The 19270-nt window shown below is 67.1% G+C and carries 19 protein-coding genes; 9 read left to right on the forward strand and 10 right to left on the reverse strand.

The features are described from left to right. Positions 1–124 precede the first annotated feature (124 nt). Positions 125–1447 (reverse strand): acyltransferase family protein, encoded by a 1323-nt coding sequence (locus tag MTAB308_RS00505; RefSeq protein WP_077096855.1) that lies wholly within the window; start codon positions 1445–1447, stop codon positions 125–127. A 54-nt stretch (positions 1448–1501) separates the two neighbouring features. Here MTAB308_RS00505 and MTAB308_RS00510 point away from each other — a divergent pair, with 54 nt between their 5' ends. Both MTAB308_RS00510 and MTAB308_RS00515 read left to right on the forward strand, forming a co-directional pair. Further along, positions 1502–2473, forward strand: coding sequence for an aldo/keto reductase (locus MTAB308_RS00510; protein WP_077096857.1), 972 nt, complete (start codon positions 1502–1504; stop codon positions 2471–2473). Continuing rightward, on the forward strand, positions 2458–3456 hold the full coding sequence (locus tag MTAB308_RS00515) for an NAD-dependent epimerase/dehydratase family protein (protein WP_077096859.1): 999 nt from the start codon (positions 2458–2460) through the stop codon (positions 3454–3456). Before MTAB308_RS00510 ends, MTAB308_RS00515 begins: the two co-directional genes overlap by 16 nt. A gap of 5 nt (positions 3457–3461) precedes the next feature. Here the strand turns inward: MTAB308_RS00515 and MTAB308_RS00520 are convergent, their stop codons facing one another. The 3 genes from MTAB308_RS00520 to MTAB308_RS00530 all read right to left on the reverse strand — a co-directional run bounded on the left by MTAB308_RS00520 (position 3462) and on the right by MTAB308_RS00530 (position 5964). Next, the gene (locus MTAB308_RS00520) at positions 3462–4562 is read right to left on the reverse strand and encodes an NAD-dependent epimerase/dehydratase family protein (RefSeq protein ID WP_077096861.1); all 1101 of its coding nucleotides are present in this window, start codon (positions 4560–4562) and stop codon (positions 3462–3464) included. Between the two features lie 6 nt (positions 4563–4568). Next, positions 4569–5087 carry a nuclear transport factor 2 family protein gene (locus MTAB308_RS00525; protein WP_077096863.1) on the reverse strand — a complete coding sequence of 173 codons (519 nt, stop codon included), beginning with the start codon at positions 5085–5087 and terminating at the stop codon, positions 4569–4571. 67 nt (positions 5088–5154) lie between these two features. Continuing rightward, on the reverse strand, positions 5155–5964 hold the full coding sequence (locus MTAB308_RS00530; RefSeq protein ID WP_077096865.1) for an acyl-CoA thioesterase: 810 nt from the start codon (positions 5962–5964) through the stop codon (positions 5155–5157). 190 nt (positions 5965–6154) lie between these two features. Between MTAB308_RS00530 and MTAB308_RS00535 the strand changes: the two genes are divergently transcribed. The 6 genes from MTAB308_RS00535 to MTAB308_RS00560 all read left to right on the forward strand — a co-directional run bounded on the left by MTAB308_RS00535 (position 6155) and on the right by MTAB308_RS00560 (position 11258). Then, a complete protein-coding gene (locus MTAB308_RS00535; RefSeq protein ID WP_077096867.1) occupies positions 6155–7174 on the forward strand; it encodes a zinc-dependent alcohol dehydrogenase family protein in 1020 nt (339 codons plus the stop codon). Between the two features lie 19 nt (positions 7175–7193). Continuing rightward, on the forward strand, positions 7194–7559 hold the full coding sequence (locus MTAB308_RS00540) for a DUF1801 domain-containing protein (RefSeq protein ID WP_077096869.1): 366 nt from the start codon (positions 7194–7196) through the stop codon (positions 7557–7559). Positions 7560–7646: 87 nt separating this feature from the next. Further along, a complete protein-coding gene (locus MTAB308_RS00545; protein WP_077096871.1) occupies positions 7647–8894 on the forward strand; it encodes an acyl-CoA dehydrogenase family protein in 1248 nt (415 codons plus the stop codon). Further along, positions 8891–9763 (forward strand): hypothetical protein, encoded by an 873-nt coding sequence (locus MTAB308_RS00550; protein ID WP_077096873.1) that lies wholly within the window; start codon positions 8891–8893, stop codon positions 9761–9763. The genes MTAB308_RS00545 and MTAB308_RS00550 overlap by 4 nt, the downstream gene beginning before the upstream one ends. 107 nt (positions 9764–9870) lie before the next feature. Continuing rightward, positions 9871–10380 (forward strand): DUF732 domain-containing protein, encoded by a 510-nt coding sequence (locus tag MTAB308_RS00555; RefSeq protein WP_157900879.1) that lies wholly within the window; start codon positions 9871–9873, stop codon positions 10378–10380. A gap of 95 nt (positions 10381–10475) precedes the next feature. Beyond that, positions 10476–11258 carry an SDR family oxidoreductase gene (locus tag MTAB308_RS00560; RefSeq protein WP_077096877.1) on the forward strand — a complete coding sequence of 261 codons (783 nt, stop codon included), beginning with the start codon at positions 10476–10478 and terminating at the stop codon, positions 11256–11258. An 84-nt stretch (positions 11259–11342) separates the two neighbouring features. Here MTAB308_RS00560 and MTAB308_RS00565 read toward each other — a convergent pair whose 3' ends face one another. From MTAB308_RS00565 to MTAB308_RS00580, 4 genes are all read right to left on the reverse strand, one after another. Further along, on the reverse strand, positions 11343–14240 hold the full coding sequence (locus tag MTAB308_RS00565; RefSeq protein WP_077096879.1) for an MMPL/RND family transporter: 2898 nt from the start codon (positions 14238–14240) through the stop codon (positions 11343–11345). Continuing rightward, positions 14237–14671: an MmpS family transport accessory protein gene (locus MTAB308_RS00570; protein ID WP_173842095.1), complete on the reverse strand. Its 435-nt coding sequence runs from the start codon at positions 14669–14671 to the stop codon at positions 14237–14239. The genes MTAB308_RS00565 and MTAB308_RS00570 overlap by 4 nt, the downstream gene beginning before the upstream one ends. Positions 14672–14889: 218 nt before the next feature. Next, positions 14890–15528: a TetR/AcrR family transcriptional regulator gene (locus tag MTAB308_RS00575; protein WP_077096881.1), complete on the reverse strand. Its 639-nt coding sequence runs from the start codon at positions 15526–15528 to the stop codon at positions 14890–14892. Positions 15529–15585: 57 nt separating this feature from the next. Then, complete coding sequence (locus tag MTAB308_RS00580; protein ID WP_077096883.1) at positions 15586–16515, reverse strand: alpha/beta hydrolase; 930 nt, start codon at positions 16513–16515, stop codon at positions 15586–15588. A 109-nt stretch (positions 16516–16624) separates the two neighbouring features. On the opposite strand from MTAB308_RS00580, the gene MTAB308_RS00585 reads away from it, so the two are divergent. After that, positions 16625–17977 carry an aldehyde dehydrogenase family protein gene (locus MTAB308_RS00585; RefSeq protein WP_077096885.1) on the forward strand — a complete coding sequence of 451 codons (1353 nt, stop codon included), beginning with the start codon at positions 16625–16627 and terminating at the stop codon, positions 17975–17977. A 49-nt stretch (positions 17978–18026) separates the two neighbouring features. Here the strand turns inward: MTAB308_RS00585 and MTAB308_RS00590 are convergent, their stop codons facing one another. Further along, positions 18027–18641 (reverse strand): methylated-DNA--[protein]-cysteine S-methyltransferase, encoded by a 615-nt coding sequence (locus MTAB308_RS00590; RefSeq protein ID WP_077096887.1) that lies wholly within the window; start codon positions 18639–18641, stop codon positions 18027–18029. Beyond that, complete coding sequence (locus tag MTAB308_RS00595) at positions 18638–19144, reverse strand: RNA polymerase sigma factor (protein WP_077096889.1); 507 nt, start codon at positions 19142–19144, stop codon at positions 18638–18640. The genes MTAB308_RS00590 and MTAB308_RS00595 overlap by 4 nt, the downstream gene beginning before the upstream one ends. Positions 19145–19270 lie beyond the last annotated feature (126 nt).

Below are 19270 nucleotides of genomic sequence, written 5' to 3' on the forward strand. Positions count from 1 at the left end.
TCGAAATGGTGCCGAACCTACCGGAAGTCTCCTCCCATGCACCGCTCCTGACCAGGGCATTACGGCCCCTGTCAGGGGGTCGTAGGTCGGTCGGCAAACGGATTTCAGAAAAGACTCAAAGAATTCATCCGGTCGTGCGTGCCGGGTCGGGCGAGCGCCGGCCGACCTTTGTGGGGCGAAGCGCGGCCAGCAGCACCCCCAGCGCGAAGAGCGCCGCGATCAGCCAGGGGAAACGCCCGTCCGGCGCAAAGCCCAGGTAGGCGAAGAAGTGCAGACCGGCGGCGGCCAGCGCGACCCCGGCCAGCATGCAGACTTCACCCCAACGATCCGTGAGGGGTACGCCGCGCATGGGCAGCGCGGCGGCGAAGAAGCGTCGCCGCCACCACAGCAACCCCAGCTCGATCGCGGTCACCACGCTCAGGACCAGCACCCACTCCAACCGGGCCAGCCACCACGCCGCCGTGCCCTCCGGCGGTTGAGGCAGCAGGCCCGCCGGGTAGGCGACGATCGCGACGATCACGACCGGAATCATGTGCCAGAGGTAGAGCGCCATCACGTTGTCGTTCGCGACGGCCAGCGCCCGCTTGACCGGACCTGCTCGCAGCGCGCGGTTCACTGCGGGCGCGAGCGTCATGACCAATCCGGCCTGCGCGCAGCCAAAGGCCAGCAGCGCCGCGTTGGGCGGCGTCGTGTTGTCGATGGTCTGCCCGGGAACTCCGATCATGCTGACCGGGTAGGGTCCCAGGCCGATCAGCAGCGCCAGCGCGATCGCCGAGCACACCGCGAGCAGTGCGGTCCTTCGACCGGTCAACAGGCCTGCGCGCCAGGCGATTCCGAGCTGGTAGAACGTCCCCCAGCACAGCAGGTAGTTCAACCAGCCGAGGCGGTGCAGGTGGAGGCCGATCGCGAGGGCGTCCACCGCCACGGCTCCCACCACCAGCGCCGCCGGCACCAGGAGACCCCAACGTCGTTGCGCGGCAATCGCAATCGGTGTTAACGACACCACGATCAGGTAGACGGCCAGGAACCACAGGTGCATGGCCACCGCCCAGCCCGCGTATTCCAGCACCGAACCGGCCACGTGGGCGACCCCCAGCGCCACCACGACGATCGACACCAGCGCGACATACACGGCGGTCGGTCCCAGCACCCGGGCCAATCGATGCCGGAGCCAGGTCTGGCGGGACACGCCGTCGGTCTCATGCCGATGCTTCCAGGACAACGCGCTGGCATATCCGGCGACCAGAAAAAACGTCGGCACCGCCTGAAACGGCCAGGTCAGCCACTGGGTCCAGGGCAGGTCGACGAGCGGGTTCTGGCGACCGAAAGATCCGTCGTGGTAGGTCACCGAGCCGGCCAGCCAATGCCCCAGCACGATGAGGACCACGCCCGACGCGCGATAGAAGTCGACGGCCAGATTGCGGACCGGTCGCGCGGTGTCGTGCACGAGCGCAACGGTACCCGTCCCACGGCGCGTGGTTGGGCAGCGCACAATGGGCCCATGAAACGGGCTCATCTCGCCGAACTTGAAGTCGGACGCCTCGGTCTGGGCGCGATGGGCATGTCCGTCGCCTATGCCGGCGCGGGAACCGACGACGCCGAAGCGATCCGCACCGTCCACCGCGCCATCGACCTCGGGGTCACGCTGATCGACACCGCCGAGGTCTACGGTCCCTACGCCAACGAAGAACTCCTCGCCCGCGCCCTGCAGGGCCGGCGAGATCAGGTGGTGCTGGCGACCAAGTTCGGCCTCATCTCCCACACCGGCCGTGCCGGGCTTGACAGCAGCCCCGCCAACATCCGCATTGCCGTCGACGGGTCCCTGCAGAGGCTGGCGACCGACCACATCGACCTCTACTACCAACACCGCCTCGACCGAAGCACACCGATCGAAGACACGATCGGGGCGCTGGCCGAGCTCGTCGCCGCCGGAAAGATCCGCCACATAGGTCTTTCCGAAGTCGGCGTCAACACCATTCGCCGCGCCCACGCCGTGCACCCCATCACCGCGGTGCAGTCCGAATACTCATTGTGGACCCGAGACCCCGAGGACGGGGTCCTCGACGTGCTGCGTGAGCTGGGGATCGGATTCGTCGCCTACTCGCCGCTGGGCCGCGGCTTCCTCACCGGCGCGATCCGCTCCACCGGCCAGCTGCCCGACACCGACTACCGCAAGACCAACCCCCGCTTCTTCGACGAGAACTTCGAGCACAATCTCCGCTGCGCGGACGAGGTGCGTGACATCGCCGCCGACGCGGGCGCCACCCCGGCGCAGATCGCACTCGCGTGGCTGCTGGCGAAAGGGCCTGACATCGTGCCGATTCCGGGCACCAAGCGGGTGTCAAGGCTGGAGGAAAACGTCGGCGCCGACACCGTCGAGCTCGGCCCCGACCAACTGGCGAGGCTCGACCGGCTGACCCCGCCCGTCGGCGGCCACCACGCCGCCGCGCAACTGGGATGGATCGACCGCTAGTGGGGACCCCCAAGAAGCTGGTGATCGGCGCCAGCGGCTTCCTCGGGTCCCACGTCACGCGCCGGCTCGTCGCGACGGGTGCCGACGTCCGAGTCATGTTGCGCCGCAGCAGCTCCACGAAGGGGATCGACGACCTGGCCGTCGAGCGCTGCTATGGGGACGTCTTTGACGACGACGCCCTGCGCGCCGCCATGAGCGGGTGTGACGTCGTCTACTACTGCGTCGTCGATGCGCGAATGTGGCTGCGTGACCCGGCGCCGTTGTTCCGGACCAACGTCGAAGGGCTGCGGCACGTCCTCGACGCCGCCCTGGCGGCCGACCTCACCAAGTTCGTGTACACCAGCACCGCAGGCGCTTTGGCGATCAGCGACACCGGCCCGGTCACCGAAGACGATCCGCACAACTGGGACCAGGGCGGCGCCTACATCCGAGCGCGGGTGACCGGTGAAAACCTGTTGCTGTCGTATGCGCGGGACAAGGGGCTGCCCGGCGTGGCGATGTGCATATCCACCACGTACGGCCCCGGCGATTGGGCGCCGACCCCGCACGGATGGTTGCTCGCCCTTGTCGCCAAGGGACGGTTCCCGTTCTATTTCGGTTACTCGTCGGAAGTCGTGGGCATCGAAGATGCCGCCCGCGCAATGCTTTTGGCCGCGGAGCGTGGACGACCCGGCGAACGCTACATCATCTCCGACAAGTACATGAGCGTCCGGGAGCTACACTCGATCGCTGCCGCCGCCGTGGGCCGACGCCCACCGCGGATCGGCATCCCGATGGCGGCGCTGCTCGCCAGCGCGCGGGCCAACGACGCGCTGGCGTGCGTGCTGCGCCGCGACCTTCCCTTCGCCTACGCCGGAATGCGCATGGCGGAGCTGATGTCGCCCCTCGATCACGGCAAGGCCGAACGCGAGCTCGGGTGGAAACCGGAACCGGTCGAGGATTCGATCCGCAAGGCCGCGGTGTTCTTCGCCGCCCGAAGCTAGGCGCTTCAGTCCGGCGCGGCCAGTGCCCCGGCGCCGTACTTCTTCTCGATCAGCGCCCACGGGTCGGCGTACGGGCCCCGGCGCTCGGCGCGGCGCTGCAGCTGCAGCCCCGCGCGCACGAGCGGCCGCAATATCGGGCCAAGGGCCCGCAACACCATGCGCTGGCGGCCCTGCGATTCGGCGATCCAGGCCAGGGTCTGGTGCCAATCGTGTACCTGGAAGTCGAGCAGCGCCTGCGCCTCGGTGGTGTCGTACCAGCCGGTGAAGCTCCAACCGCGGTCGTCGCCGGGGTCACCGGGCAGGCTCGCCGACTGCCCGAGCGGGCCCAGGCCGGCGGCCGTCATCAGGTCGTCCTCGAGGTCGCGCTGCAGCAGCACGTACGTCTCGTTGCCGCCGATGAGCAGGACCTTGCCCGCGATCGTCGCTTCGCGATCCACACCGTTGGCGAACGCCAGCGCCACGTCGCGCGCATCGACCGCATGCATGCGGTTGTCGCCGGGCATCGAGCGCATCAGGGTCAGGTAGTCGCCGTTGATGTCGGCCTGGGTATCCGGCGAGATGATCCCGCCCAATCGGTACAGCGCATACGGCAGCCCACTCGCCCGGATCGCCGCCTCGGCCAGCACCTTGTCCTGGCCGTACTGATCGATGGGCTGCACGGGCGTGTCCGGGGTGATCCGCTCCGGGTGGCGGTAGGGGTTGCGCGATCCGTAGACCGCGGCGCTGGACGCCATCAAAAACAGCGGGGGACGGGGCAGCGTCGCCGCCGCCGCCAGCAGGTTTTCCGTGCCGCCCACATTGACGCGTCGCGCCAGCCCGGGATTGCGGTAGGACGGCGGCGACACGATGGCGGCGAGATGAATGATCGCCTCGGGCCGATGGGTCGCGACAAGATCGCGCACCGCCTCGGCGTCCAACAGGTCGACGTGGGCCGGAAGCAGCGCGCCCGCGAAGTCACCGGCGCCCAATTCGGCTTGGGCCGCAACGGTTTTGTCGGTGCGCAGATCCATCGCCACGACGGTGCGCCCCCGCTCCAGCAGGAGCTGCGTGCATCGCTTGCCGACCTGGCCGAACGCGCCGGTGATCAAAATGGTGCCAACGGTCATCGATACCTACCGCTCGATCATTCGCCCGGCGAGCCTGCCGGCCACCCGCCGGATCCGGTCGGAAATGTAAATCGAGAACACCGGGGTGACGATGTCCTCGCGCAGCCGGGTCAGCTTGGAGCTCTTGATAAGCCATTGCCCCGCGACGTTCTCGTAGGTCTCGTGATAGTGGCCGTAGCCGACCAAGGTCACCCCCGGGCCGAAGCGGACCACATCTTGCAGGGCCCACACGCCGCGCGCCGTCGTCGCCGACGTCAGTTCGATCTCGGGTGCGTGCACCTGGTGGGCGGTCGCTTGCGCGGGGCGTCCGATGCCCCGGCGGGTGAACGCCACGAAATCGTCGGCTCCGCGAATCAGCTTGCCGCCGGCCTCGGAGGTGTCGCTCAGGAAATCGTCGGTGAAAAGGGACCGCCACGCCGCCCAGTCCTTGGCGTCGAGGCACCGGCAGTAGCGCGCCTTGAGCTGCTTGATCGCCTCGATGGCCAGCAGCGCGGTGGCGCCGGCGTCGGTGGTCTGCTCCGTCATTGGGGTTCGGTCCTGGTCGGCCGGCGGTTCCGCAGAGCGTGACATTTCACGCTGAAACTGTAACCCGTCATCCTTTGAAGTAGACGATCTGATGGGTGGTGGCCAACAGGGCACCTTCCCGGGTCCAGACCTGCGCGCTCTGGTCGAAGTAGCCGCCCGAGAAGCGGTGGGCGTGGGCGGTGGCCAGGACGAAGTCGCCGCCCACGGCGTCGAGCTGGTGCCGGTCGGCGAGGAAATAGGTCGTCAACGAGATGGTCCCGGCCGGCATGATCACGCCGCGACGCAGGAAGACCCGGGGGTAGAAGACGTCGCACACGGCGGCCAATGCCGGATAGTCGACAGGGCGCTGTGCCTTATCGCGCGCCCACAATGTCGTCGTCGACGAGGAATCGGGTAACCCGTCCGCGCCGGGGAGCGGGCCTTCGACGAACCGCATGTCGTAGAGGTCTGCCCAGAGCACGACGTGGCCCATACCGGTGGGCGCGATCGCTTCCGGCGGCGGCGCGTTGGGAGGGCGGGCTTCCGTGTCGGCCCAGCTGTCGCGGGCGGTCGCGAACACCGCGGTCGCCGTGGCCTTGACTGCGCCCTCCTGGCTGAGCTCCACGTACCAGTGCTGGTTGGTGCGGTTGGTGCGCACGACGCGGAGCGAGAGGTCGAAGGCGCCGTCGGCGACGGGTGCAGCGAAGTTGACCGTCAACGCCAACGGCTCACCGATGCGGTCGGGATGCACATCGATCGCCCGCACCATGATGGCCGCGGTGATTCCTCCGAACGGGCCCACCATGTTGGCCCATTCCGGATGCGTCCTGCCTCGCCAAACCTCGGCGTCGATCGCGTCGAGGTGGACCGCGTCGTCAAACGGGTGCGTGCCGGTCATGCCGATTCCTTGATCGCCATAGCATCGGGCGGTAATCGCACAGCGATGCGAGTCGACGGCAGATTACTTGCCATCGAGCGGCGCAGCTAACTCGGGGTCTCGGCCGAGCCGTCGCGCGCACATGCTAGGCACCTGTATGCCCGGCGCGACGACGCGCCGGGCCCGACGTGAGTTAGGAGGCGGGTCTCGGATGAGCATTCCGGATCGCCAGCAAGCGATGGTGATGAACGCCCCCGGCGCACCCCTCGAGACCGTCGACAGGCCGGTCGGGCAACCCGGCCCGGGGCAGGTGCTGGTCAGGGTGCGTGCCTCGAGCCTGAACTTTCACGACAACGTCAACCTGATGGGCCTGCTGCCCGGACCGTGGCCACGCGTGCCGATGAGCGACGGCGCCGGGGAAGTGGTCGCGGTCGGACCTGGGGTCGACTGGCCGCGGGTGGGGGACCGGGTGATGGGGACGTTTCACCCCGCGTGGCTCGATGGGCCGCCCACACCGGCGTCCAAGCGGGAGCTGCCCGGCGACACCGAAGACGGGTGGCTGCAGCAGTACCGCGTCGCCCACGCTTCGGGACTGGTGCCGACGCCCGCGCACCTGAGCGACGTCGAAGCCGCCACCGTGCCCTGCGCCGGCGTTACCGCCTGGAGTGCCCTGCGGGAAGCCCACATCGGCGAAGGTGACGTCGTGGTCACCCAGGGAACCGGCGGGGTATCGGTGTTCACGGTCCAGCTGGCCACCCAGCTGGGCGCCACCGTGATCCTGACGTCGTCGTCCGACGAGAAGCTACAGATCGGATCAGACCTGGGCGCAACGCATCTGGTCAATTATCGCGCGACACCGGACTGGGAGACCGAGGTCAAGCGGCTGACCGGTGGGAGGGGCGCCGACCTGATCGTCGACCTCGGTGGGCCCGCCACCCTCGCGCAGTCGGTGCATTCGGCGAGGGTGGGTGGCACGGTCGCCGTGATCGGCGTACTGACCGGATTCGACACGGCGCCCGTCTCGGTCGCGGAAGTCATGCTCAACAATCTGCGCATCGTCGGGATCACGGTGGGCAGCGTGCGCGCGCACCGGGAGTTGTGCGAGTTGATGTCGAGCGCGGGCATCAAGCCCCATATCAGCCACGTCTTCGACTGGGAGAAGCTAGAAGACGCCCTGGCGGTGATGCGCGCCGGCCAGCACGTCGGCAAGATCGCGCTCACCATCCCCTGACGTAGGAAGGCACGACACCGTGACGGACTCCCCATCGCAGCTGATCGACGCCCGAATCAAGGAGCTCGGTGATTGGCGCGGCGAAACCCTCGCTCGGACCAGAAGATTGATCAAGCAGGCCGATCCCGATGTGGTCGAGGAGTGGAAGTGGCGCGGTGTCCCGGTCTGGTATCACGACGGGATGATCTGCACCGGCGAGACGTACAAGAACGTGGTCAAGATGACGTTCGCCAAGGGCGCCTCGCTGGACGATCCGTCCGGGCTTTTCAACTCGAGCCTCGACGGCAACACCAGGCGTGCCATCGACTTCCACGAGGGCGACCAGATCGACGAGAAGGCGCTGACGGCGCTCATCCGCGCCGCGGTGAGGCTGAACGCACCCTAGGCGGCTTGTACAGTCGCCAAGCGGTGCTGTACAGTCGCCCAGCACGAGCTCGAGGAGGCGATCGGCGATGACGCGCAGGCGAATTCGGTGAGCGCCGAGTCGGTCGGGGAATTCCGCAGCCGGGCCAGGGCCTGGCTGGCCGCGAACCTGCCGCGGCTGGACTCCGACGACGCGATGGTCCTGGAGCGCGACGAACTGGCGTCGTGGCGGCGCGCACGCGAACTGCAACAAAAGTTGTACGACGCGGGATTCGCCGGCATCTGCTTTCCGCGGGAGTACGGCGGCCTGGGACTGGGCTACGAGTACAAGAAGGCGTTCGATGCGGAGGCGCTGGCCTACGAGACGCCGCTGCTGCTCAACGTCCCGTCCTTCGCCATCTGCTGCGCGACGATCCTGGACATGGGCAGCGAGGAGCAGAAGCGCAGCCACATCCGGGCGGCGCTGCGCGGCGAGGAAGTTCTGGTCCAGTTGCTGTCGGAGCCCAGCGGCGGGTCGGATCTCGCGGGCGTCATCACCCGTGCCGACCGCCGGGACGGACGCTGGATCATCAACGGCGCCAAGACGTGGAGCACGTGGGCGTTCGCTGCCGACTATGGCCTGTGCCTGGCCCGAACCGACTGGGACGCGCCCAAACACAACGGCCTGACGATGTTCTTGGTACCGCTTGCACACCCCGGGGTGACGATCAACCGCATCCGTCAGGTCAATGGCTCGGTCGAATTCTGCGAGGAATTCTTCGACGACGTCGACGTGGGCGACGACGCCGTCGTCGGTGAGCCAGGCAAAGGGTGGGAGGTCGCCTCGCGACAGCTCTACCACGAGCGGCGCACCATGGGCGACGGCTCGGAATACACCAGCGGCCCGGGAATCGCTGAGGCGGAGGACATTTCGATCGACCTGCTGTCGCTGGTCGACCGCTCGAAGCAGGGCGACAGCGACCGCGTCCGGGAGTTGGTCGGCCGGGCGCTGGTGCACCGTGCGGTGCACGGCCAGCTCAGCGAGCACGTCTTCCACGCCGTGGCCGCCGGAACGCTGCCCCCGGCCGCGGGATCGATCATCAGGCTCGACATGGCCGAGGTTCACAACGTCGAGAACGACACCGCCCACGCCATCGCCGGGTCGGCGGCCGTGGTTGAGGACGATGCGCGGCTGCTCGACGTCGGCACGCGTTACCTGGGCCGCCAGATCGCCAGCATCGGTGGAGGCACGACGGAGATGGCGCGCAACGTGATCGGGGAACGGGTGTTGAATTTCCCTCGCGAGTACGCCGCCGACCGCGGCGTGCCGTTCAACCAGGTGCGCCGGGGCAAAGCCGCGGAGGGAGGCCAGAAGTGAGCGATCAACTCCGTGATATCCGGGAGCTCGCCAACGACACCGACGCCTATCGCGAGGAGTTGTTCCGGCGCTGGACCGGTCTGCTCAGCTACCGCTACATCGGCCGTAACCACTCGGCCATGAACGTGGGGGAATCCGACGACACCGTCACCATCCGCCGCGACATGCGCAACGAGGCGGGCGGCCTGATGGTCGCGCCGCTGGCGATCTCGTCGCCGGAGGGATGTCAGACCGACATGGTCGCGGTGCCCAATCCGGTCATCGCGTCGGTACAGATCGTCGACCCCGGCTACGACGTCACGAGAATCGAGATCGTCGGGTCCGGCATCGTGCACCAGGGCCGGACCATGGGCTACGGACGGTGCAAGATCGTGGACGCCGACAATCCCGACCGCGTGATCGCCTTCAACGAGGGGCAGGGGGCGGTCATTGGTGTCCCGCCGGAAGGTCTTGGCAAGATGGATGTTTCGGGCACCGAGCTGGTGGTCGAGGACTCGCCCGACCTGCCGCCGCTGTGGAAAGCCTTCGGTGCCGCCAAGCGCGACGACGGCCGCTGGGTGCTGCCGGCGCTCAGCGCCGAACTCGCCTCGCCGGACGCCGCGCTGCACATCGGACCCCAACACGTCGTACTCGAGACCGCCGCGACCGACCTGGCCGCCGAGCTTGCCCGGACCAGGAAGGTCCAGGTAATCAGCTGGCACGTCATGTTCATGTCCCGCGGCAAGGTGGGTCCCTTCCGCGTGGAAGGCACGGCGCACGGCGGGGCGGGCGGCCGGGTCGGCGTGCGCATGCTGCTGCACGACGAGGGAAACGCGGATAAGGCGATCACGTCCGCTGCGGCGATCTTCGACGTCGTGGATCTCCGTTGATTCGGGCCGCGCTCGCGGCGTTGCGGACCCTGGGGGCGTCCCGACCGGATTCAATCAACGGGAATTAAAAGCAAACGTCGGGTTAAATCTCGTGTTCACTTACGCCCGTGCCGGACAGCCTTATTGACGAAGGCACAACTCGGGCGGCAAAATCATTGACATCAGACACTATCGACATAAAAAACCATCACCTACGGATACCATATTGGGCGTTAAATGTCGGGCCTGAGTGTCGATCCGAATTGATGTGCAGCCTTGAAAGCGATTGGGGGACAACGATGAAGCACGGGAAAACAAAAATATCCGCGGGCGCGCTCGGCACGATCCTGGCACTGATGCTGGTACCGGCGGGCGTAGCCCGTGCCGACCAGACGGACCAAGACTTCACCAACTTCCTTACTTCCCATGGCGTCAACCTCGGCACGCCGGCCTTTAGCGTGCAGGCGGCACACGCGATGTGCCACGATCTCGACGCCGGCTACACGGAGAGGGACGAGGTGGACCAGATCACCGGAGCGCATCGACTTATGCCGGGCCAAGCCCAGATGTTCGTCGCCGCTGCCACCGCGGATTACTGCCCGCAACACCACCCCGCCAACAAACCAAGTAGTAAGTAGCGGCTCGGCGCGGACCCATCTCGGCGAAACCCTGGTCATACATCTGTGTGCATATGTATGGTGCAACAAACCCATTGCACGACAGGAGAAGACCGGTGGCAGGACGCTTGGCGGGTAAGGTCGCGCTGGTCAGCGGCGGCGCGCGGGGGATGGGGGCCTCCCACGTGCGAACGCTGGCGGCCGAGGGGGCCAAGGTGGTGTTCGGTGACATCCTCGACGACGAGGGCAAGGCCGTCGCGGCCGAGCTCGGAGACGCGGTCCGCTACGTGCACCTGGACGTGACGAAACCCGAGCAATGGGAATCTGCGGTGGCCACCGCGTTGGGCGAGTTCGGCGGGATCGACGTGCTGGTGAACAACGCCGGCATCCTGAACATCGGCACCGTCGAGGACTACGAACTGTCCGAGTGGCACAGGATCCTCGACGTCAACCTGACCGGAGTGTTTCTCGGCATCCGCGCCGTGGCGAAACCGATGAAGGAAGCGGGACGCGGGTCGATCATCAACATCTCCTCGATCGAGGGCATGGCCGGCACCATCGCCTGCCACGGTTACACCGCAACCAAATTCGCGGTCCGGGGCTTGACGAAGTCGGTGGCGCTGGAGCTGGGCCCGAGCGGCATACGCGTGAATTCGATCCATCCCGGGCTCATCAAGACGCCGATGACCGAGTGGGTCCCCGAGGACATCTTCCACACCGCGCTGGGCCGGATCGCCCAGCCCAAGGAGGTCTCCAACCTGGTGGTGTATCTGGCCAGCGACGAATCGAGTTATTCGACCGGCTCCGAGTTCGTCGTTGACGGTGGGACCACCGCCGGCCTTGCGCACAAGGACTTCTCCGCGGTCGACGCCAGCCAGCAGCCTGACTGGGTCACCTAGCCCCACCCCACATCGAAACTGCATCCAGCGCGACGGAATTAGGGCCCAGCACGCGCTGTGCGCAAGCTCGGGGACTCGCCTACGTCAGGGTGCCACCGCGAACGATTCGCGCTCCTTCGCCGGCGTGGGCCACGGCGACGGCACCGGCCGTTGGCGCACCCGTTGGGGCCACCAGAACCACTTGCCCAGCAGCGCGGCGATCGACGGGGTCATCAGCGACCGCACGATCAGCGTGTCGAAGAGCAGCCCGAGGCCGATGGTGGTGCCGACCTGGCCGATGACCGTGAGCTCACTGACCGCCATCGTCATCATCGTGAAGGCGAAGACCAGCCCCGCCGAGGTGACCACGGAACCGGTTCCGCCCATTGCCCGGATGATGCCGGTGTTCAGGCCGGCGTGGATCTCCTCCTTGAACCGGGATACCAACAGCAGGTTGTAGTCGGCGCCGACGGCCAGCAGGATGATGACCGACATCGCCAGCACCATCCAGTGCAGCTCGATGCCGATCAGGTGCTGCCAGATGAGCACCGACAGCCCGAACGACGCTCCGAGTGAGAGCAAGACGGTGCCCACGATCACCGCAGAGGCCACGACACTTCGCGTGATGATCAGCATGATGATGAAAATCAGGCACAGCGAGGCGATTCCGGCGATCAACAGGTCATAGTTGCTGCCGTCCTGCATGTCCTTGAATGTGGCCGCGGTGCCGCCGAGGTAGATCTTGGAGCCTTCCAGCGGCGTGCCCTTGAGCGATTCGTACGTGGCCTTCTTGATCGCATCGATGTGCGAAATGCCCTCCGGCGTCATGGGATCGCCGTCGTGGCTGATGATGAAGCGCACCGCGTGGCCGTCGGGCGGCAGGAAGTTCTTCATGCCCTTCTTGAATTCGGCGTTGTTGAAGGTCTCCGGGGGCAGGTAGAACGAGTCGTCGTTCTTGGATGCGTCGAACGCCTTGCCCATGGCGTTGGAATTCTTCTGGGCCTCGTTCTGCTGATCCTGCAGACCCTTTTGGGTCGAATACATGGTCAGCATGGTCGTTTTCATGGCCTTCATGTTCTCGATCATGGAGGGCATCAGCGCCACCATTTGAGGCATCAGGGTGTCGAGGTGATCCATGACGGGCAGCAGGCTCTGGATGTCGTCGGTCATCGTGTCGATGCCGTCGAGGGCGTCGAAGACCGAGCGAAGCGAAAAGCAGACCGGGATGTCGTAGCAGTGCTTTTCCCAGTAGAAATAGCTTCGGAGCGGTCGGAAGAAGTCCTCGAAATCCGCCATGTGGTCCCGTAATTCGGCGATGTCGATGGTCATCTCGTGCATCTTTTTGACCATGACGTGCATGCTGTCGGCCATCTGCGCGGTGATGCTCTGCATCTTGACCATGCTGTCGATGGTGGTCTGCATCATGTCGGCCTGATGCAGCATGTCGGCCATCTGATCCGCTTGATACTTCTGATTCATCTGCTGGGAGACGCCCTGCATGCTGATCTGAAACGGGATCGAGGTGTGCTCGATCGGCGTACCCTGCGGCCGGGTGATCGCCTGCACCCGCGAGATGCCGGGCACCCGGAAGATCGACTTGGCGATCTTGTCGATGACCAGGAAGTCCGCGGAATTGCGCAGGTCGTGGTCGCTTTCGATCATGAGGAGCTCGGGGTTCATCCGCGCCTTGGAGAAGTGCCGGTCGGCGGCCGCGTAGCCGGCGTTCGCCGGCAGGTCGGCGGGCAGGTATTTGCGGTCGTTGTAGTTGGTCCGGTACCCGGGCAGGGTGAGCAGGCCGACGAGCGCGACCGCGATCGTCACGATCAGCACGGGGCCGGGCCACCGGACGACGACGGCGCCGACCTTGCGCCAACCGCGGATCCGCTGTGCCCGCCTGGGCTCGAGTGTCTGCCGGAAGCGCGAGGCCACCGAGATGACCGCGGGGCCCAGCGTCAAGGCCGCCGCGACCACGACCACCATGCCGATGGCCAACGGGATGCCCAGCGTCTGGAAGTAGGGCAGGTTGGTGAAGTGCAGGCAGAACGTCGCGCCCGCGATGGTCAGCCCCGACCCGGCCACCACGTGCGCGGTGCCGCCGAACATCGTGTAATACGCGTCTTCTCGCGATTCACCGATCGACCGGGCTTCCTGATATCGCCCGATCAAAAAGATCGCGTAGTCGGTGGCGGCCGCGATCGCCAGCGTGACCAACAGGTTCGTGGCGAACGTGGAGAGCCCGATGATGTTGAAGTAGCCGAGGAAGGCCACCATGCCGCGAGCGGCGGACAGTTCGAGGACGACCATCACCAACGTGAGCAGCACCGTGACGATGGACCGGTAGACCATCAGCAGCATCGCGATGATCACGATGAACGTGACGGTGGTGATCACCTGCAGGCTGCGGTCCCCGGCGATGTGCTGATCCGCTTGCACCGCGGCGGGTCCGGTGACATAGGCCTTGACCCCGCTGGGTGGGGGCAGGCTCTTGACGATGTCTTGGACGGCCTCGACCGACTCGTTGGCCAGGGCCTCGCCCTGGTTGCCCGCGAGGTAGACCTGGACGTACGCGGCCTTGCCGTCGTTGCTCTGGACGCCGGCCCCGCTGAGTGGATCGCTCCACATGTCCTGGACGTGCTCGACGTGTTTGGTGTCGGCGTCGAGCTTCCTGACCATCTGGTCGTAGTAGGCGTGGGCGTCGGCGCCTAACGGATTTTGGCCCTCCAGAACGATCATGACCGAACTGTTGGACTTGTATTCGTGGAAGACCTCACCCATGTGTTTCGTCGCGATGACCGACTGCGCGTCGTCCGGGCTCATCGAGACCGAGCGCAGCTTTCCGACCTCGTCCAGCTGCGGGACGATCGTGTTGAGCACCGCGATGATCGCAATCCAGCCCAGGATGATGGGTACGGCGAAGCGTCGGATGATTCGCGGAATCGCCGGGCGGACGGAGTGTCTGGCGACGGGGAGGACATCGGTCGGGTGTTCGGCGCTTGCGCTCATGCGGATTTCACCAAGCAAAAGGTCAGGGCGTGCACGCCGTTGGTTATCTTCTCGTCTTTGACTTCGTCGTCGATGGTGATGCGACAACCGAGCCGGTCACCGTCGCTTTGTGCCGAGAGGTTCGGGAAGACCGACGGGGCGGTCGTGGACAGGACCAAGGTCCACGGCAGCGGCGCATCGTCGATCCGCTTCGGGTCGGCGGACAGATCCAGGTAGTTGACGTTGGCGTGACTGGCCGAGCCGAAGATCTCGTATTTGACGACCTTGGGCTTGAACGGCTTGGAATCCTCCTGCCGGGGGCTCGTCAGGACGCCGGTGTCGTTGGCCGTGAAGAACGACTTGACCCGCGCCACGGTGAACCCGCCGATCACCACCACCGCCACGATCAACAGCGGCAACCACGCGTTGCGCACGGCCTTGGATAGCTGCACCTGCGTGGATTCCTCTCGTCGTCAAATCAACGTTGGTGCGTCGCCTTCGCGGTGATCACCGTATTAGGTTGCGTCACAACGACATTCATACGTCGCCGCGATCGGTTTGGGCGGTCGGAACCTGGGAACCCTGTCCCCGCCTCCCGAACCCCCGCCCGATGCCACCAGAGCATAATACACCGCCTGCACAATTTGCAGACAATGCAAAGGAAGGTGATCTAGGTAACTATCAAGCGGTCACTGGCGAAGATGCTGTTGACGAGCGCGGCGGCGCTTTCCACGTAGGGCATCGGCGTGTCGTCCGCGTCCTTCGGCTCACCGCTGGCCCAGCGCTCGATGCCCGAACGCACCGCCGTCAACGCGAGTGCGGCGATCAAGGCGGGTATTTCGTCGTCCGGCCGCATCGCCTGGCGGCGGGCGACGATGTCGGTCAACTGGTTCTGGAACCGCTCCAGCTCGGCGAGGAACGCCGCCAACACGGCGGGGCTGGTCTTGGCGAGCTCGAGCATGCCGGCGGCCTGTTCGCGTCGCGGCGGCAGGTCGCGGAGATGATGCGCCGCCAGCGTGATCAGCTCCGCCAGAACCACCCGATACGGGCCGGGCCCGGCGGCGACGAAATCTTCGGCCAGCTCGGCGGGCAGGTCGGAGGGGCCGTAGGCGATCGCGGACTCCTTGGTGGGGAAGTAGTTGAAGAACGTCCGCGTCGAGATTCCCGCCTCGACGCAGATCTCTTCGATGGTCACCTTGTCGAAACCGCGGCCGGTCGCCAGACGCACCGCGGCGTCGCGGATGTCCGCGCTCGTCTGGCGGCGGCGCCGCTCGCGCAGGCCCATCGGGTTGCAGTGGTGATTGCCCATCCGCTAATAGTTGCACGAACCGCAAACTTTGCAGTCAACTTGCCGCGATGGCGCCCCTCACGGACTCCGGGGGGCGAGGGCGTCGCGCAGGTGATCGCATTGACTGGCGAAGAACTTCACCGAAACCGGCGCCTTGTCCGCGATCTGGTCGAACGCGTGAAACGCGCCGGGGACTATTTCCTCGTGCACGCGAACCCCCGCCTCGCGCAGCCGTCGGCCGTAGTCCAGACACTCCTGATAGAACAGGTCCAGCGTCCCGACGCCGATCCAGGCCGGCGGCAGGCCCGCGAGGTCTTCCCGGCGCGCCGGCGCGGCCTCGGTGGGATCGGCACCGTTCAGGTACCACCGCCACGCCTGCTGGTTGTCGGTTTCGGTCCACATGAGCCGCTTGTGACCGCCGCGGTTGGCGCCGGTGCGGTCGTCGAGCATCGGGTAGACCAGCATCTGAAACACAAGGCTCACGTCCCGGCGATCGTGAGCGCGCTGCGCCAGGGCTGCCGCGAAATGACCGCCGGCGCTCGCACCGCCGACCGCGACGCGATCCGGGTCGACCCACGGTTGGTTCGCCAGCCACCGCAGCGCGGCGTAACAATCCTCGACCGGGATCGGGTAGGGGTGCTCGGGCGCCAGCCGGTGGTCCACCGCGGCCACCGCGACGCCGGTGAGATGCGACAGCTTTCGCAGGAATTTGTCGTCCTGTGCCGCGTGACCCATGATCGTGCCGCCGCCATGGATCCACAACATCGCCGGCGCCCGGACCGGAAGGCCGGCCGGACGGTGCAGGCGCACGGTGACGTGCTCGTTGACCGCGGCCACCGGGACGTGGCGGATCCGGCCCGCGTTGCCCATCAGGTTCATCAGCCGGCGCTGGATCTTGTAGCCCCGGTGCAGCGCGTAGCCGCGGGGCAAGAATCGGGCCGCCGCACGCAGACCGGGGTCCAACGCCTGCCGCGACGTGAAGGCGTTGTCGGCGTACGTGTTTGCCATCGCGTGCCCTTCGGTCCGGTGCGCCGACCATACATGAGGCGAATATTGTCCAGGGGTATAACTGATTGGCCCGCGCGCCGAGAGGGTAAACGGGGTCGTGGCTTCGACCATGACCAAGGTCATCAACGTCCTGGATCCGCGCACCGGCGACAGAGTGACGCAGGTGCCCATCACCGAGCCCGCCGACTGCGACGAGGCGATCCGGAGAGCGGCGGAGGCCGCACCCGGCTGGGCGCGGACTCCACCGGCCGAACGCGCCGCCGCGATCGCGGCGGCGGCCGCCGATGTCCGCGCCGTCGCGCGTGAACTCGCCGAACTGAACGAGCGTGAGACCGGGAAGCTGCGCGACGACGCCCTCGGGGGCGTGGACGCTGGAGTCGGCACTCTCATGCAGTACGCCCAGCTTGGGCCGTTGCATCGCGGACGCGGCCTGCAGGGCGGTTGGTCGGCGACGGATCTGATGGTTCCCCAGCCACGCGGCGTGGTAGCGGTGCTCACGTCCTGGAACGATCCCGTGGCGGTGGCCGCCGGGCTGCTCGGTGCGGCGCTCGTGACCGGAAACACCGTGGTGCACAAGCCCAGCGAGCGCAGCCCGCAGACGGGCCGGCGGTTCGCCGAACTGTTGGCCGCGCGCCTGCCCGATGGTGTGCTGCAAATAGTCGACGGCGACGAAACGGTCGGCACCCGGCTGGCCGAGGCGGAACGGGTCGACGTGGTTGCGCACGTCGGCAGCAGCGCGGCCGGCCGAGACATCGCCCGGGCCTGCGCCGAACGCGGCGCGAAGGTGCTGCTGGAGAACGGCGGGAACGACGCGTTGATCGTCGACGCCGACGTCGACCCCGCCTGGGCGGCCGGCCAGGCCGCGCTGGGCGCCTTCGCCAACGCGGGTCAGATCTGCGTGTCGGTGGAACGAATCTATGTCGTCCAGTCGATCGCCGATGCGTTCGTCGGCGCGCTGGCCGGCGAGGCGGCTTCGTGGGCCGAGCGGATCGGGCCGTTGGTCGACGAGCGTCATCGCGATCAGGTGCACGCGCACGTCGAGGACGCGGTCCGGCGCGGTGCCCACGTTTTGGCCGGCGGTGAACCGGGGCCGGGGCCGGGGGCCTTCTATCCACCCACGGTGCTGACCGACTGCACGCCCGACATGCTGGTGATGAGCGAGGAAACGTTCGGTCCGGTCGCGGCCGTGCGAATGGTTCCCGACTTCGCCAGCGCCCTGGCCGAGGCGGCCGACGACCGCTACGGGCTCGCCGCGACCGTGCTGACCGCCGACATGGCGCATGCGCAGGAGGCGTGGCACAGCCTGCCCGTGGGCACCGTGAAGATCAACAACGTGTTCGGCGGCGCCCCCGGGGGCGCATCCCAGCCGCGCCGCGCCAGCGGCACCGGGTTCGGCTTCGGTCCCGAGCTGCTCGACGAGATGACCACGATGAAGGTCGTGCACTGGTCGCCGCCCGCTTAATGGCCCGCGAAAGTGCAACCACCGACGGCGCTACTCGAGAAACGCGTCGCTAGTTGCACTCTCGCGCATGTCGCTCGAGATCGAGCAGGACGCGCTTGGCTGCGGTACCGCCGCGGTAGGCGCCCATCGTTCCGTCGGAACGGATCACCCGGTGGCACGGCACAAAAATGGGAATCGGGTTGGTCGCGCACGCCGTGCCCACGGCGCGCACGGCCTTGGGAGAGCCCGACAGCCCGGCCAGCGTGGCATAGCTGGCGGTGTCGCCGTAGCCGATGCCGGTGCTGAGGTGTTCGAGGACCGTGCGCCGAAAGCCTTGGGACAGCGACCAATCCAGCGCGACGTCGAAGCGGCGGCGACGGCCGCTGAGATATTCGTCGAGTTGCCGCGCCACGGGATCCAGCCGGGTGGGCGACTCGAGTAGCCGCGGGCTGATGCGCTCCGAGAGGTCCTGCAGCACGTCGGCGCGGTCCTCGTTGGCGAACGCCACGCGCAGCAGGCCTCGGGGGGTGGCCGCCAACAGCAGCGTTCCCACGGCGGAATCCACCGTGCGGTAAGCGATGTCGAGGAGGTCACCGGCCTGCGCGGCAAGTTCCAGCCGGGCGTGTAGGCGCCGGAGGTGCTCGCGGTCGACGGGGTAGTGCGTGGTCAGATCGGGTGTGGTCATTGGTGGTTCCTCGCGGTGTCGAGACGGGGATAGGTGCGGCGGAGGGTGGCGATCCCATCGGCGGCGGCTCGCCGGGCGGCGGCAACGCTGCCGCCGAGAATCACTGCTACGTCGGAATAGGGCAGGCCGCCCAGATAGTGGTATGCCACCGCCTGGCGCTGCTTGGGGGGCAGCCCACCCACCGCGGCGTCGAGGTCGAGATCGTGGGTGTCGGCCCGCTCGCGGGCGGGGGAGTCGGGGGGATCGGCGACAGGGACGGCCCGTCGCGACGCCGCGCGGGTGATGTCGATGGCTTTGCGATGCGCGATGGTCACCAGCCACGCCTCGACGTTGGCATCGGCCGGCAGCTGCGGGTACGCCTTCAGGGCGGCCAGGAACGTTTCCGACCACGCGTCGTCGGCGTCGGCGTGACCGATCACCGCGCGCACGACCCGCCACACCGTGGCGCCGTGGCGGGCCACCACGGCCTCGAACGGTGGCTTGACGTGCCGATCGACCGCCATCAACAGGCCCGGGCAGGCATTCGGGTTCCTCCTGACATTCAGCGGCTTCTATTCCGAAGACGCCGGTGCGCTGGCGAACGTGAGATTCAACGAATCTAGTGCCGGCAGGGGTTGGTGAGCTCACGT

It is taken from the genome of Mycobacterium terramassiliense (genome assembly GCF_900157385.1).
In the GTDB taxonomy this organism is placed as follows: Bacteria; Actinomycetota; Actinomycetes; order Mycobacteriales; family Mycobacteriaceae; genus Mycobacterium; species Mycobacterium terramassiliense.

Coding starts and splice junctions, on each gene's coding strand:
- MTAB308_RS00530 (WP_077096865.1), bottom strand. CDS start 5,964: ATGACCGGCACGCACCCGTTTGACGACGCGGTCCACCTCGACGCGATC.
- MTAB308_RS00525 (WP_077096863.1), bottom strand. CDS start 5,087: ATGACGGAGCAGACCACCGACGCCGGCGCCACCGCGCTGCTGGCCATC.
- MTAB308_RS00515 (WP_077096859.1), top strand. CDS start 2,458: ATGGATCGACCGCTAGTGGGGACCCCCAAGAAGCTGGTGATCGGCGCC.
- MTAB308_RS00520 (WP_077096861.1), bottom strand. CDS start 4,562: ATGACCGTTGGCACCATTTTGATCACCGGCGCGTTCGGCCAGGTCGGC.
- MTAB308_RS00575 (WP_077096881.1), bottom strand. CDS start 15,528: ATGGGCAATCACCACTGCAACCCGATGGGCCTGCGCGAGCGGCGCCGC.
- MTAB308_RS00585 (WP_077096885.1), top strand. CDS start 16,625: ATGACCAAGGTCATCAACGTCCTGGATCCGCGCACCGGCGACAGAGTG.
- MTAB308_RS00580 (WP_077096883.1), bottom strand. CDS start 16,515: ATGGCAAACACGTACGCCGACAACGCCTTCACGTCGCGGCAGGCGTTG.
- MTAB308_RS00595 (WP_077096889.1), bottom strand. CDS start 19,144: ATGGCGGTCGATCGGCACGTCAAGCCACCGTTCGAGGCCGTGGTGGCC.
- MTAB308_RS00510 (WP_077096857.1), top strand. CDS start 1,502: ATGAAACGGGCTCATCTCGCCGAACTTGAAGTCGGACGCCTCGGTCTG.
- MTAB308_RS00565 (WP_077096879.1), bottom strand. CDS start 14,240: ATGAGCGCAAGCGCCGAACACCCGACCGATGTCCTCCCCGTCGCCAGA.
- MTAB308_RS00535 (WP_077096867.1), top strand. CDS start 6,155: ATGAGCATTCCGGATCGCCAGCAAGCGATGGTGATGAACGCCCCCGGC.
- MTAB308_RS00590 (WP_077096887.1), bottom strand. CDS start 18,641: ATGACCACACCCGATCTGACCACGCACTACCCCGTCGACCGCGAGCAC.